Below are 12,694 nucleotides of genomic sequence, written 5' to 3'. Positions count from 1 at the left end.
CGAGGTCAGGCCGATTTGAGCAGCGGGGCCGCCTGCCCCGATGCCCACGCCCGCACCGCATCGCCAAAGGCGGAAAACAGCGGGCGGCTGACCGGATCATGCGCGGCATTATATTCCGGATGCCATTGCACCGATAAGGTAAAGCCCGGAGCCCCGTCGATATAGAGCGCCTCTGGCGTGCCATCGGGTGCCCAACCGTCGATGACCACACCGCACCCCGCGCGCAAAATACCCTGCCCATGCAGCGTGTTGGTCATCACCTCTTCGGCCCCCATCAGCCGGTGAAACACCCCGCCCGAGGTAAAGCGCACCTTGTGGCGCAGGGCGAACTGTTCCTCCATCGTGCCCTCAGGGGGCATCCGATGATTGTCGCGCCCCGGCAAATCGCGAATTTCAGGATGGAGCGTGCCACCCATGGCAACATTCACCTCCTGAAAACCGCGACAAATGCCCAGGATTGGCTGCCCACGCTCGATACAGGCACGCGCCAGCGGCAGGGTGATCGCATCGCGCGCACGGTCAAACGCGCCATGCGCTTCGGTCGCGGCCTCACCATATTCCTCGGGGTGCACATTGGGCCGCCCCCCCGTGAGCAGAAAGCCATCGCAGGTTTCCAGCAACTCTGCGACCGACACATACCGCGCATCAGCCGGGATGATCAGGGGCATACAGCCCGCAACATCGGCCACCGCGGAAGAGTTGATCGTTCCGCCCGCATGGGTCGGGTAACGGTTTTCGATCTGGTATTGGTTGGCAATCACACCAACAACCGGGCGTTTCATTCTTGTCTTTCCAGATTGCGCCACTCGCTCACTCATTTGCATAAAATATACCGCAGAATGGAATAACAAAACACCAATTCCCGCACATGTTTTCGTGCGATGATGCGAATTTGCCCGAATTTATTGCAGGAACCTTTACCTTTTGGCGCCACTCTGACGCTGTGGGCGGGGGCACCTCGTTACTGGTCAAACGCATCCCGACCGGTCGGGTCTTTCCCGTCCACACCAGCCCTCTTGCGGCTGCGCCGACAGCGTTCGCTGCAATGGCGCACCTCGTCCCAGACACGCGCCCATTTGCGCCGCCATTCCATCGGTCGCCCGCAGGTGGCGCAGGTCTTGACCGGCAGGTCAGATTTGCGGGGTGCGCGCGGCATGTCAGAGATCCAAACTCAGTTGCGCCGTCGCCGCCTTGGGCTTGGCCCGCCTCGGGCGCTTGCGGCTGGCATGGCGGGTCACGATCCGCGCCGTCACGGCATCCCCACGATGCGCCCGCCGACAGGCCCAGACCGCCTCGCGCGCCACGCGCGCCGCCTCAACCGGATCGACAATCGGTGCAGGGTATCCACGCTCCAACAGCCTCTCCGCCTCAGGCCAGTCCCACGGGCGTTGCAAATACGCATCCGGCACCTGCGCCAATTCCGGCAGCCACCGTCGCGTGAATTCCCCGGTCGGGTCCTGATCCAGCCCCTGTTTCACCGGGTTGTAAATCCGGATCGTATTCATCCCCGTAGTGCCCGATTGCATCTGCACCTGCGGCCAATGAATCCCCGGCTCGTAATCGGTAAACGCCCGCGCCAAAACCGGCCCGGTGCTGCGCCAATCCAGCCAGAGGTGATAGGACGCCACCGCCATCAACATCGAGCGCATGCGGAAATTGAGCCAGCCGGTCGCCAAGAGCGACCGCATGCAGGCATCAACAAAGGGCAGGCCGGTTTCCCCCGTCGACCATGCCGCCAACCGCAGGGCATCGGCCTCACGCGGGCGCAGCCCTTCATAGGCCGGGTGCAGACAACGGCGCTCAATCTCGGGCTCATCCTCCAGCTTTTGCATGAAATGATCCCGCCACGCCAAACGCGCCTGAAACGACCGCATCGAGCGCGCCCAATCCGCGCCTCGCCCGCCGGGTGCCATGGCCCCCGTCTGCACCGCCTCGCGCAGCGACAGCGTGCCAAAGGCCAAATGTGGGCTGATCCGTGAACAGGCCCGTGCGCCGTGCAAAGGCGAGGACATGGCCCGCTGATAGCTCTCTCCGCGTGTGCTTAGAAAAGACTGAAGCGCCCGCATGCCTGCCCCACGCCCACCCTTTTGCCGAAGCGGACAGGCGTCCTTTAGCCCCAGCGTCGCAGGCGCAGGCAGATCATCACTGGCCACCGCCAGCCCCCGCACGCCCTGCACCGGCCCCAGCACCGGCGCGCGCATCACCCTGTCGCGCGCCCCCTGCCACGCATCCCGACTGCCAAGCCGCCGCACCACACCCGATTGGGGCATCTCCTCCCAACGCACCCCCTGCCCACGGGCCCATTCCGCCACGCGCCGGTCGCGCCCAAAGCTCCAGAGATGGCCGGTCTCTTCATGACTGACCAGATGCACGACAGCATGCGCCGCCCGCAAATCCTCCAGCACCGTCACCGCATCGCCCACCCGCACCACAAGCGTCAGGCCCAGCCCCGCCAGATCCTCGCGCAAGCTCTCCAGACACTCGCAGATAAACGCATATTGCCGCCCCGACGCATCCGGCTCTGCCCACAAGCCAGGCTCGACAATATAAAGCGGAAGGATCGGCCCCAGCCGCGCCGCATGGGTCAACGCCGGGTGATCCTGCACCCGCAAATCGCGCTTGAACCAGAGAATGACCGGGCGTTCCATGGCAAGGCAAATAGCAGCAGGCAGCCCGAAGGAAAGCCCCATTGCAGCCCCCCGCGCCAGCCCTTAGGGTCACGCCAAACCAGAGGAGAGCGCCATGAAAGATGCAGCCCCACAGCCCGTTTATCTCGAGGATTATACGCCCCCCGCCTATCTGGTGGATGCGGTGCATCTGACCTTTCGTCTTGCCCCCAACACCACGCGCGTCCTCAGCCGGATCGAGTTTCGCCCCAATCCAGACGCCACATCGCGCGATTTTTTCCTGCATGGCGAGGCGCTTACACTTATCAGCGCCCGCATCAACGGGGCCGAAATCACACCCGAGGTGACACCTCAGGGCCTCAGCGCCATCGTCCCCGACGCGCCGTTCACCTTCGAGGCCGAGGTCGAGATCAACCCAGAGGGCAACACCGCCCTTGAAGGGCTTTATATGTCGAACGGCATGTATTGCACCCAATGCGAGGCCGAGGGATTTCGCAAGATCACCTATTACCCCGACCGCCCCGATGTGATGAGCATCTTCACCGTGCGGATTGAGGGCGACACGCCGGTGATGCTTTCCAACGGCAACCCCACGGGCAGCGGCGCAGGCTGGGCCGAATGGCACGATCCATGGCCGAAACCGGCCTATCTCTTTGCGCTCGTCGCGGGCGATCTGGTGGCACATCCTGATAGTTTCACCACCCGTTCGGGCAGGCATGTCGATCTCAACATCTGGGTGCGGCCGGGGGATGAGGGCAAATGCGCCTTTGGCATGGAGGCGCTCAAGAAATCCATGGCCTGGGATGAAGAGGTTTACGGGCGTGAATATGACCTCGATCTTTTCAACATTGTCGCCGTCGACGATTTCAACATGGGCGCGATGGAGAACAAGGGCTTGAACATCTTCAACTCCTCTTGCGTCTTATCCACAGCAGAGACCGCCACAGATGCCAATTTCGAACGTATCGAGGCGATTGTCGCGCATGAGTATTTCCACAACTGGACCGGCAACCGCATCACCTGCCGCGACTGGTTTCAGCTCTGCCTCAAAGAGGGGCTGACGGTCTACCGCGACAGTCAGTTCACCGCAGACCTGCGGTCCGCCCCGGTCAAGCGTATCTCGGATGTGATCGCGCTCCGCGCCCGCCAGTTCCGCGAGGATAACGGCCCGCTGGCGCATCCGGTGCGCCCCGAGAGCTTTATTGAAATCAACAACTTCTACACCGCAACGGTCTATGAAAAAGGGGCCGAACTGATCGGCATGCTCAAGCGATTGGTGGGCGATGCCGCCTATAAAGAGGCGCTCGATCTCTATTTCACCCGCCATGACGGGCAGGCCTGCACCATCGAGGATTGGCTTCAGGTGTTCGAGGATGTGACGGGCCGCGACCTCTCTCAATTCAAACGCTGGTATTCCGACGCCGGAACACCCCGTCTGCGCGTCAGCGAAGAATTCAACAATGGCCGCTACACGCTTCATTTCGAACAGAAAACCCCGCCCACACCGGGACAAGAGGATAAACAGCCGCGTGTAATCCCGATTGCCGTGGGCCTGCTCAGCCCCAATGGCGACGAGGTGCAGCCGACGCAGGTGCTGGAAATGACAGAAGCGCGCCAGAGCTTTAGCTTCGATGGATTAGCAACGCGCCCCATCCCCTCGATCCTGCGCGATTTTTCGGCCCCCGTGATCCTAGAGCGCGAGAGCAGCAATGCCGAGCGCGCCTTTCTTCTGGCGCATGATACCGACCCCTTCAACAAATGGGAGGCTGGGCGTGCTCTGGCCCGCGCGGGCCTTTTGGCAATGATGACCGAGGGCGCAGCCCCCGATGCCGCCTATCTCGATGCGATTGCCCGTGTCGCCCGTGACGACACGCTTGATCCCGCGTTTCGCGCGCTGGCGCTCGGCCTGCCGTCCGAGGATGATCTGGCACAAGCGCTCTTTGATGCGGGGCACGTGCCCGATCCACAAGCAATCTGGGACGCGCTTGAGACCCTGCGCGACACCCGCGCCGAGGCGCTGGAGAGCATCGCACAGGATCTCTACAGCCGCTATCAGGTCACGGCCCCCTATCGCCCCGATCCCGATCAAACGGGCGCACGGGCGCTGGCCAACGCGGCCCTGGCCATGCTCAGCCGCTGCGACGGGGGCACGCGCGCGCAGGCGCAATATGACGCGGCGGATAACATGACCCAGCAATTGGCGGCTTGGTCCTGCCTCTTGCAGGCCGGCGCAGGCGCGGCCGCGACCGAGGCCTTTTATACCCAGTGGAAACACGACCGGCTTGTGATCGACAAATGGTTCACCCTGCAAATCGTGCAGACAGCGCCCGACCGCGCCGCAGAGGTGGCCGAAACATTGACCCGCCATCCCGATTTCACCCTGCGCAATCCCAACCGGTTCCGCGCCACGCTGGGCGCGCTCACCATGTCGCCTGCGGGCTTTCACCACGCGTCCGGGCGTGGCTACAGGCTGCTGGCGGATATGCTCATTCGGCTCGATCCCCTCAACCCGCAGACCACGGCGCGGATGTGCTCGGCCTTCGAGACATGGCGCCGCTACGATCCGGTGCGTCAGGGCATGATCGCGGCAGAATTGGACCGCATCCTTGCGACACCAAACCTCAGCCGCGACACGACAGAAATGGTGGGGCGAATTCGGGGGAGTTGAAGCAAGGATTGGCGCCGCGCACGTGCCATTCTACGCCGCGATCACCCCTGTCACTCAGCCACGCGCGCCACCCGTGTCGGCCGCGCCCGTGGCCGCACCGCAGAGAGGGGCTTGCAATAGCTCTGCGCGCGCGTCCAACGCTGCATATCTTCGCGTTTGGTCGCACTGTGCAACGGCCCCCAATCGGCGGCCACTCCGCGCCGCCCCTCTGACACCACACCGTCGCGCGGCACGGTGTGGGCCATGATCCGAATGGCACAGGACAGATTGTCCGGCCCATGGCGCAACGCCTCGCCACTGCCCGCCCGGCATTTATAGCCCCGCGCCGTAGCAGGCCCGATCTGCAACAGCCCATGCCACTGCCCACCACCACCCACAGCCTTGGGGTTATGGGTGCTTTCATGCTTGGCCAAGGCCGACAGGAACCCCACCCAGAACGCGCGCCGCCGCGCCTCGCCACCCGTGGCGTAGGAGGGGCACCAGCTTGCAATATCACGCGGCACACTCCGCACCAGCGGCGCGCCATGCGCCTTGAGCGCCGACAGCGCACTGCGCGTCCAAAGCTCGGCCTCAGTGCGATGTTCCCACCGCGTGCGCGGAATATTGCCATCTCGCGCCGGGGGACTCAGGGTCAAATCAGCGGTTTTCCCGTCCTGCGCTGCGGCGGGAAGAGAGAAAAACATAATGAAAACAACAATCAAAAAACCCCTCATTCGGCAATTCTGACGCAAGGATAGGTTTATGGCAACGCCCTAGATGGCGTCCGGGATATTCCCTGCCTTCACCCAAGCATCGCCCTTTTTTGGTCGAAATCCGACGGCACTTTGGAGGGGCACCTTGATTGCCGGAGCCCCCATGCCGTTTGAACCGCTTGCCAATCCAGAACCGACCGCGCCCACCCCGCACAAGCGTCAGTCAAAGGCGACCAGCCGTTGGCCGGATCTGTTGGGTCTCTTGCGGCGCAAGCCCGAGACAGACCTCGATAGCCTGTCCAAACGCATCCTGCTGCCCTCACTGCCGGTCACGGATGAGGAAATGGCCCGCGCCATGCATCAGGACCGGGGGCAAAAGCTCGCGCGCCAGGATCTGTGGCCAGAACTGGCGCAGGTGATGGAATACACGGATGCCGCGCGGCTGCGCACACCGGGGGGCGAGAATGCGACCACGCTTTTGGCGGTCGGTGCGCGCGCCGATGTGGTGGCAGCCGCCGAAGACGCACTTCATGACGGCGTAGACCCAGACCCCTCTGGCATCGACGCGCTCGAAGAAATGCAGGCCGAGAACCCCGATAGCTACCCTTGCGCGCTGATCGTGGCGCTCGCGCATATCGACATTGGCTGGGCTTGGCGCACCACCGCCACGGATCGCACGCGCCCGGCGCATGAGTTGCGCTTTCTCGAACATTTCAAACGCGCGGAAGACATGCTCGCGCCCTTCGACGGGGTCGATCTCGATGCGCCTTCGTTGTCAGCGGCACAATGCGCCCTTCTGGCCGCGCGGCGACAGCCCGGGATGCGCGTGGCCGACGATTACGAACGCTTGATAGACCTTGATCCCGACAGCCCCCGCCACATGCGCGCTCTTGGCGAGGCGCTCTTGCCTGCACGCTATGGCAATTACGAAATGCTCGATCTCGAGGCGCGCCGCACCGCCGCGCGAACCGGCGAGATATGGGGCGCAGGCGCCTATGCTTGGGTCTATTTCGATGCTCTCGCGCTCGACCCCTGCGCAATCGCGCATCTTGATGCCGATTTCTTCGTGGACGGCCTGCGTGACATCGTGGCCCGTCGCCGCGACCAGCATGTGATCAATCAGCTTTCGGCCTTTTGCGGTATCGTGATGGCCCCCAAAACTGGCAATCAGCGGCTGTCTGGCCCCGCAGAAGCATCGCGCCGCCGCATCCATGACTGTCTGGACTGGCTGTTGGAAAACCACTTGCAGGAATTGCATCCGCTCATCTGGTCGCAAACCCTGCTCAGCCCCGGTCTCACGCCCTCGCTGCCCTCGCGCCGGGCACTGGTCGCCAAGGGCCGTCAGACCGCGCTGCGCGTCATCGCCCAACGCTTTGCCGAGGATATATCAGACGGCAGTTCCATCGCCTTCTCCAGCTCTGGCATGTATCGTTTGCCGGCCTTGTGACAGGGTTCAGAAATGCGCCTTTGGCTCGTCTGGCTTGCCTGCGGCAATCGCCAGCACCCCGGCCAGCGCGGTAAAGCCCAGCGGGAACATGGTAAAGACGTTGAAGCCAAATGCGTAATGCATCAGCCCCGCCGATACGAGCAGCAACAGCCCACCCCAAAGCGCCCGCACCTTGGCCATCGCCCCCCCGGCAATCGCCAAGAGCGGGGCCAGAAAGCTCGCGCTGCGGATCAACGCGGGGTCGCTGACCTGCGTGAGCAACCCGTCTACTTCACCGATGCGATTGACCACTTCGGTATAGCCATAGCTGAAAAACCCGACCAGCACCGCAAGACAGCCACCAATCACCCCCAACACCATTGCCGCACTGCGCATTCACCCGCCTCCTGATCCTTGACCCGATATGGGGTCCTGCCCCGCTTTACCCAAGCAGCGCCGCCTGCGTATCCTTGCCCCATCCCAGATAAAGCGTTCCGCTCGCGTCAATCAGGGGCCGTTTCATCAGCGTTGGATGGGCCGCCAAAAGGTCTAACGGATCGCGCGCCCGCTCATCCTCTGCCAAGGCCCGCCATGTGGTTGATTGCCGATTCACTATTGCGTCGCCAAATCGCGCCCAAGCCGCCTGTGCCACTTCCCTAGGCAAACCATCGGCCCGGACATCGTGAAACGTCACATTGCCCAACGCTTTCAATGCCTTGCGGCAGGTGTCACAGGTTTTGATACCGTAGAGGATCATGGCGCACTCCTTTATTTTTGCGTGTTTATCGGGCAAAAACCCGCGCGTCACGGAGTTTCGCTTGATTTTTACAATGGCGGTGCAATCATGATCTTCGTCACGATGGGCATTCAGAATCCGCCTTTGCAACGCTTGGCCGGTCCCTGAGGGTCCGGCAAGACATGGCCCGGCATATTCCCGGGGAAGCGACGCAAAAGGAGAAGCGGCATGCCGACCGGCACCGTGAAATGGTTTAATACCACTAAAGGTTATGGATTCATCGCCCCGGACGGCGGCGGCAAAGATGTGTTCGTGCACATCTCTGCGGTCGAACGCTCAGGGCTCACAGGGCTCGCAGACAATCAAAAGGTCGGTTTCGAGCTTCAGGAAGGGCGCGACGGTCGACAAATGGCATCAGATCTGCGGCTGCTCTAAAACGTCAGCTTCGGGGGTACGCCCATTTGCGAAAATGAGCACCCGCTACCCCTAGGTCACGCCGGATCACATTCAAACATCAAACAGGGCGGCGCAGAGCACGCCCTGTTTCCAGAATGTTTTTCTCTCCGCACGGGCTTTAGTAACAGCCCTTCGCACCCACCGGACAGTTGAGATGCGAGGTGGCCGAGTAGCTGCGATGCTTCACCTTGGCGACCGGATGGCGCATGACCTGCTGATAGGTCTGGGTCTGATTGGGCTGGCCACAACAAATGACCCCGCTGATGGTCACCGGCTGCAACCCTGCCGGGCAGTAATTCGCGTGGCTTTCATAGGCATAGACTTTGGCACTTTGCGCCATGGCGGGGGCAGCCAGAACCGCAATGGCAAGGGCCGAAATCAGGGTAGATGCGCGCAGCATGAGAAACCTCTTGGGAAAACGGGAATACACGTGAGCGATGGTATGGGATAACCGCGCTCTGTCAATTTCTTTCCCGGTACTGCCTCGGCAAATCTACCGCTTTTCGCGCTATTCTGTGGCTTTGGGCGCGCCCGCACTCGGGCCCGTCTGCTGAAAAGTCACGACAAAATGCCCCAAATCCCCTTCAACATGCACCACCTGACGCGGCAGTCGGATCACCGGCTTGGTCTCGGCATAGCCTGCCTGCCAGACCTGACCAGTCAGAACGCACCCCGCCTCTTGACCCGCATAGTCCAACGCGGGCGGCACTTCGCGCATAAAGACCAAGCCCCGCGCCAGCGCCTGATCCCCAAGATAGACCGCGCCCGTGCCCATCACATCTCTCGCTTTGCCTTTGGTGAGCACCGATTGCTGATGGCTCTGCGCCCAAACGCCACAAAGCAGCACCCGGCCCTGCTGTTCACGCATATCCGCAGCCACGGTCAACCCGCCCCCGGAACTATAGCTTCCCCCCGAGAGCACCGGATCAGCGCCCAACCGCGCCACCATCTGCGGACCAGCTACCGTACACCCGGCAAGCGCCAGTGCCGCCAGCATCATTCCATTGCGTATCATCTCTGGCCCTCCGATTGCAGCCTCTCAACGCCCAGCATAGCGCCCCGGTCCCGGATTGCCAGCTTGGCCCTCAGACCTGCGCGGCAACAGCCCCCGTTTCCTTGAGCATCTCGGGATACCACCGCTCCAGCGTCGGCAAGAACGCCGCGCGCAGCTTGGCGACCTGCGCAGGCGTCAAATCCTCGCGCCAAACCCCGGCCTGCCCCTTGGCAAAGAACGCCGTCATGCCTTGGGGCCGTTCGGCGAAACCCAGTGTTTCTTCCTGCCGCTTCATCGCCTCGAAACTCGTGGCCTTGATCGCGCGCGCCAGCTTGGGGCCGTCCACCTTGACCTTGAGAAACTTTTCCAACAACCCGCGCATTGTGCGACCGGGATTGTGCAACAGGTCCTCATAGCGCACCACATGGATCGGCAGGCCGGGGGCACCGGTCCAGACCCGAATATGATCGTCCCAGCGCCCCAAGAGGTCCATGATCCCATTCGGCGTCCCAGTGATCGTATCAGGGTTGCACATCCGCTCGATCGCCAGATCAAGATCACAATTTTGATGCCGGGCAAAGGATGGCGCCAGATCAAATGGATTGCGCAGGATGTAAACTGCGGCTGCGGTCAATTCCGGCGGGATCACATCCTGATCGAAAATCCGCACCGTCTGACAATGCGTCTTGACGAAATGATGGTCCGGTTTCGAGGCCGCAATCAGGCGCAGCGCCCGGCCTCGCACCCGCATCCAGTCCTCCACCCCCTGCCCCCGAAACGGGCCGCCATTGGCCGCGTCAAAAAAATCCTGTCGCGTGTCGCCCGTGGTGAACTGCCGCAAGTTGTTGATATCCGGTGCCTTTCCCAAAGGCATGAAGTAATGCGCCAAAAGGCTGCGCATCCATGTATTGCCCGATTTGGGATAGCTCGCCAGCCAGATGATCCGCCGCAGATCGCTCATTCCAGATACCCGTATCGTTTCATCGTCTCGCCCATCTTCTCGCGGATCATCTCTGCCAGCGCAGGGTCAAGATCGGTTTTCCATTGATCCTTCTGCCCCTTGCCAAAGAACTTCTCGCTCTGCTCGGGCCGCTCGATGAACCCTTGTTCCTCTTCTTGGCGCGACAATTCGTCAAAGCTGGAAAACCGGATCGCGCGCTCCAGCCGCTCGGCGTCGACCGGCACGCCGACCAGCTCAAGAATCTTGGCGAAATGCGTCTCGGGATCGTCCAATAAATCCTCGTAGCGCACGATCAGCCGCTTCCAGGGCGCATAGGCCATCCAACTCTTGACATGCATATCCCAAGAACTGAGGTATTGCGCCACTGTGGTTGGGGTCGGCAGATTGCCATTGTCGGGATGGCAAATCTTCTGCGCCGCGTTTTCCTGCGTGATGCCGTAGTGGCGCGCATAAGACAGCACCATATCTAGCGGATTTCGGATGATATAAATGGCAGAGCGCGTATAGTCGTCCGGGATAAGTTTGATCCCGTCGGGGGCTACCCGCGCGTTATGCGTCTTGACGAAATTCACATCTGCATTGTTGCCGACAATGGCGCGTAGCACCGGATCACGCAGCTTCAGGCAGAGTGAAAGATTATGTGGATCAATCGCCTTACCTGCAACACGGCTGTACATCTTGACCATGGCATCGCCCATTGCGAACCGATGGGCCTGATTGATCGGCACCGGTGTTTGCGCGTTCATCAGGTAATTGGCAAGGAAAAGCCGCGTCCACGTATTGCCAGACTTCGGATAAGAGGCCAGCCAGATGATACTTCGCTTCATGCCCTGTCAGCCTCCACAACGTTGTTACTTGGACGCAAGACATAAAAAAGGCGGGGGGAAATGTCACCCCCCGCCCCTTGTCTTTTAACCGGTCGATTAGAACGACAGGTTCACCGAGGTGCCGATGACAGTGCCTTCGACAGTGGTGTTTGCGTTGCCGAAGGTCGCGCCAACGTCTGCGTTCACAGAACCTTCAACATAGGCTGCGTACACGGCCCAGGTCACGCCAGCGCCGAGCGAACGGCTGCCGACCAGCTGGTAGGCTTCGTATTCGGCTTTGTCGCCGGATGCGGCGCCAATACCGCTGTACTCACCCTGGTAGGTGTCGAAACCAACCGACCACGGACCAGCGATGTCATAGGTCACGCCGAGGCTCCAGCCTTCGGAGTCCCATGCACGCAGACCGCCGTTGTCGTTCTCGCCGTAGCCACCGCCGATGACGAAGCCGTTGAAGCCGACGTTCAGGCCGATGTTCCACACTTCGGGATCGCTGGTGCCAACAACGTTGGACTCTGCAGTGCCCCAACGAGCAGCGAAGTCAACGTCAACACCGTTGAACGACTGGCTGTAGGCCAGACCGATGTCGAACACGTCGGTGACGCCCGCATTGCGGTTCACACCGAAGTTGTTCACGGCATTACCAGCAGCGTTAGCTGCATAGGACACGCCGAGTGTCAGGCCGTTGAACGACGGGGTGTAGTAGGTGATGCGCTGCACGTCGTTGTTGCCGAGAACTTCAGCATAGGACGAGATGCCGGAGTCACGGAATGCGAAGGGCAGGTTGCCGCCGGAACCGATCGAAATCGGAACGAAGCCCGAGACCGACGGAGAGTTGATGCCGATACCGCCAGAAACTTGCGGTGCGCCAATGCTCATTTTGTAACCAGCCGAGTTTTCGGCGCCGAGGTCGATACGGCCCAGCGTGTCGCCGGAGATCGAGAGGAACGACTCGTCGATACCGTCTGCACCACCGCCAGCGTTCAGTGCTTCATACTGAACGTTGATACCGAAGGTCAGGCCGTTGTCCAGCGTCACCGACGGGGTGAAGTGGATTTCAGCGTTCGTGAATACGTCAACGCCGTCGAAATCTGCGCCGGCTTGGGCAGCAGTGTTCGAGTCGACAGTCACATAACCGACGTGCGAGTTATAGTACCCGCCCCAATCCAGATTCCATTCTTGGGCAGATGCCGGTGCGGCCATGGCGACGCCGAGTGCAATCGCGCTGGTGCTCAGAAGTTGCTTTTTCAAGGGTGTCCCTCCTCAGAAGCAGGTTAATCAGATCCGCCGCACCAGTCATTGGAAACGGC

14 protein-coding genes are annotated in these 12,694 nt (G+C 61.5%); 3 read left to right on the top strand and 11 right to left on the bottom strand.

The genetic code is table 11. From position 1 onward, the window contains the following. Nucleotides 1–5 precede the first annotated feature (5 nt). The 3 genes from GC127_RS02035 to GC127_RS02025 form a co-directional block, all read right to left on the bottom strand. Nucleotides 6–782: a gamma-glutamyl-gamma-aminobutyrate hydrolase family protein gene (locus GC127_RS02035; RefSeq protein ID WP_151976152.1), complete on the bottom strand. Its 777-nt coding sequence runs from the start codon at nt 780–782 to the stop codon at nt 6–8. A gap of 179 nt (nt 783–961) precedes the next feature. Continuing rightward, a complete protein-coding gene (locus GC127_RS02030; RefSeq protein ID WP_151976153.1) occupies nt 962–1,156 on the bottom strand; it encodes a DUF2256 domain-containing protein in 195 nt (64 codons plus the stop codon). Nucleotide 1,157: 1 nt separating this feature from the next. Then, complete coding sequence (locus GC127_RS02025; protein ID WP_254699962.1) at nt 1,158–2,690, bottom strand: FAD-binding domain-containing protein; 1,533 nt, start codon at nt 2,688–2,690, stop codon at nt 1,158–1,160. A gap of 52 nt (nt 2,691–2,742) precedes the next feature. On the opposite strand from GC127_RS02025, the gene pepN reads away from it, so the two are divergent. Continuing rightward, a complete protein-coding gene (gene pepN, locus GC127_RS02020; RefSeq protein ID WP_151976154.1) occupies nt 2,743–5,295 on the top strand; it encodes an aminopeptidase N in 2,553 nt (850 codons plus the stop codon). Between the two features lie 50 nt (nt 5,296–5,345). Here the strand turns inward: pepN and GC127_RS02015 are convergent, their stop codons facing one another. Next, nucleotides 5,346–6,008, bottom strand: a complete 663-nt coding sequence (locus tag GC127_RS02015; RefSeq protein WP_151976155.1) for a transglycosylase SLT domain-containing protein — start codon at nt 6,006–6,008, stop codon at nt 5,346–5,348. A gap of 142 nt (nt 6,009–6,150) precedes the next feature. On the opposite strand from GC127_RS02015, the gene GC127_RS02010 reads away from it, so the two are divergent. Beyond that, nucleotides 6,151–7,434 carry a hypothetical protein gene (locus GC127_RS02010; RefSeq protein ID WP_151976156.1) on the top strand — a complete coding sequence of 428 codons (1,284 nt, stop codon included), beginning with the start codon at nt 6,151–6,153 and terminating at the stop codon, nt 7,432–7,434. 6 nt (nt 7,435–7,440) lie between these two features. Here GC127_RS02010 and GC127_RS02005 read toward each other — a convergent pair whose 3' ends face one another. Together GC127_RS02005 and GC127_RS02000 are read right to left on the bottom strand one after the other, a co-directional pair. Then, on the bottom strand, nt 7,441–7,809 hold the full coding sequence (locus GC127_RS02005) for a hypothetical protein (protein WP_151976157.1): 369 nt from the start codon (nt 7,807–7,809) through the stop codon (nt 7,441–7,443). 46 nt (nt 7,810–7,855) lie between these two features. Further along, a complete protein-coding gene (locus GC127_RS02000; RefSeq protein WP_151976158.1) occupies nt 7,856–8,170 on the bottom strand; it encodes an arsenate reductase family protein in 315 nt (104 codons plus the stop codon). Nucleotides 8,171–8,377: 207 nt separating this feature from the next. Here GC127_RS02000 and GC127_RS01995 point away from each other — a divergent pair, with 207 nt between their 5' ends. Beyond that, complete coding sequence (locus tag GC127_RS01995) at nt 8,378–8,584, top strand: cold-shock protein (protein ID WP_008280689.1); 207 nt, start codon at nt 8,378–8,380, stop codon at nt 8,582–8,584. A 139-nt stretch (nt 8,585–8,723) separates the two neighbouring features. On the opposite strand, the gene GC127_RS01990 is transcribed toward GC127_RS01995, so the two are convergent. From GC127_RS01990 to GC127_RS01970, 5 genes are all read right to left on the bottom strand, one after another. Then, complete coding sequence (locus tag GC127_RS01990) at nt 8,724–9,005, bottom strand: hypothetical protein (protein ID WP_008280690.1); 282 nt, start codon at nt 9,003–9,005, stop codon at nt 8,724–8,726. Between the two features lie 108 nt (nt 9,006–9,113). Beyond that, a complete protein-coding gene (locus GC127_RS01985) occupies nt 9,114–9,620 on the bottom strand; it encodes a hypothetical protein (RefSeq protein ID WP_151976159.1) in 507 nt (168 codons plus the stop codon). Between the two features lie 70 nt (nt 9,621–9,690). Continuing rightward, the gene (locus GC127_RS01980) at nt 9,691–10,560 is read right to left on the bottom strand and encodes a sulfotransferase domain-containing protein (RefSeq protein ID WP_151976160.1); all 870 of its coding nucleotides are present in this window, start codon (nt 10,558–10,560) and stop codon (nt 9,691–9,693) included. After that, nucleotides 10,557–11,387 carry a sulfotransferase domain-containing protein gene (locus GC127_RS01975; RefSeq protein ID WP_151976161.1) on the bottom strand — a complete coding sequence of 277 codons (831 nt, stop codon included), beginning with the start codon at nt 11,385–11,387 and terminating at the stop codon, nt 10,557–10,559. Before GC127_RS01975 ends, GC127_RS01980 begins: the two co-directional genes overlap by 4 nt. A 96-nt stretch (nt 11,388–11,483) precedes the next feature. Further along, on the bottom strand, nt 11,484–12,635 hold the full coding sequence (locus tag GC127_RS01970) for a porin (RefSeq protein WP_151976162.1): 1,152 nt from the start codon (nt 12,633–12,635) through the stop codon (nt 11,484–11,486). Nucleotides 12,636–12,694 lie beyond the last annotated feature (59 nt).

This window comes from Roseovarius sp. EC-HK134 (assembly GCF_902498815.1).
GTDB lineage: Bacteria > Pseudomonadota > Alphaproteobacteria > Rhodobacterales > Rhodobacteraceae > Roseovarius > Roseovarius mucosus_A.
Note: the sequence above shows the minus strand (reverse complement) of the source record. Positions and strands in the feature narration are given on the sequence as shown.

Excerpts from the sequence above, each read along its gene's own strand:
- GC127_RS01985 (WP_151976159.1), bottom strand. The coding sequence starts at position 9,620 with ATGATACGCAATGGAATGATGCTGGCGGCACTGGCGCTTGCCGGGTGT.
- GC127_RS02005 (WP_151976157.1), bottom strand. The coding sequence starts at position 7,809 with ATGCGCAGTGCGGCAATGGTGTTGGGGGTGATTGGTGGCTGTCTTGCG.
- GC127_RS02030 (WP_151976153.1), bottom strand. The coding sequence starts at position 1,156 with ATGCCGCGCGCACCCCGCAAATCTGACCTGCCGGTCAAGACCTGCGCC.
- GC127_RS02035 (WP_151976152.1), bottom strand. The coding sequence starts at position 782 with ATGAAACGCCCGGTTGTTGGTGTGATTGCCAACCAATACCAGATCGAA.
- GC127_RS01980 (WP_151976160.1), bottom strand. The coding sequence starts at position 10,560 with ATGAGCGATCTGCGGCGGATCATCTGGCTGGCGAGCTATCCCAAATCG.
- GC127_RS01990 (WP_008280690.1), bottom strand. The coding sequence starts at position 9,005 with ATGCTGCGCGCATCTACCCTGATTTCGGCCCTTGCCATTGCGGTTCTG.
- GC127_RS01975 (WP_151976161.1), bottom strand. The coding sequence starts at position 11,387 with ATGAAGCGAAGTATCATCTGGCTGGCCTCTTATCCGAAGTCTGGCAAT.
- pepN (WP_151976154.1), top strand. The coding sequence starts at position 2,743 with ATGAAAGATGCAGCCCCACAGCCCGTTTATCTCGAGGATTATACGCCC.
- GC127_RS02015 (WP_151976155.1), bottom strand. The coding sequence starts at position 6,008 with ATGAGGGGTTTTTTGATTGTTGTTTTCATTATGTTTTTCTCTCTTCCC.
- GC127_RS02025 (WP_254699962.1), bottom strand. The coding sequence starts at position 2,690 with ATGGGGCTTTCCTTCGGGCTGCCTGCTGCTATTTGCCTTGCCATGGAA.
- GC127_RS02000 (WP_151976158.1), bottom strand. The coding sequence starts at position 8,170 with ATGATCCTCTACGGTATCAAAACCTGTGACACCTGCCGCAAGGCATTG.
- GC127_RS01995 (WP_008280689.1), top strand. The coding sequence starts at position 8,378 with ATGCCGACCGGCACCGTGAAATGGTTTAATACCACTAAAGGTTATGGA.
- GC127_RS02010 (WP_151976156.1), top strand. The coding sequence starts at position 6,151 with ATGCCGTTTGAACCGCTTGCCAATCCAGAACCGACCGCGCCCACCCCG.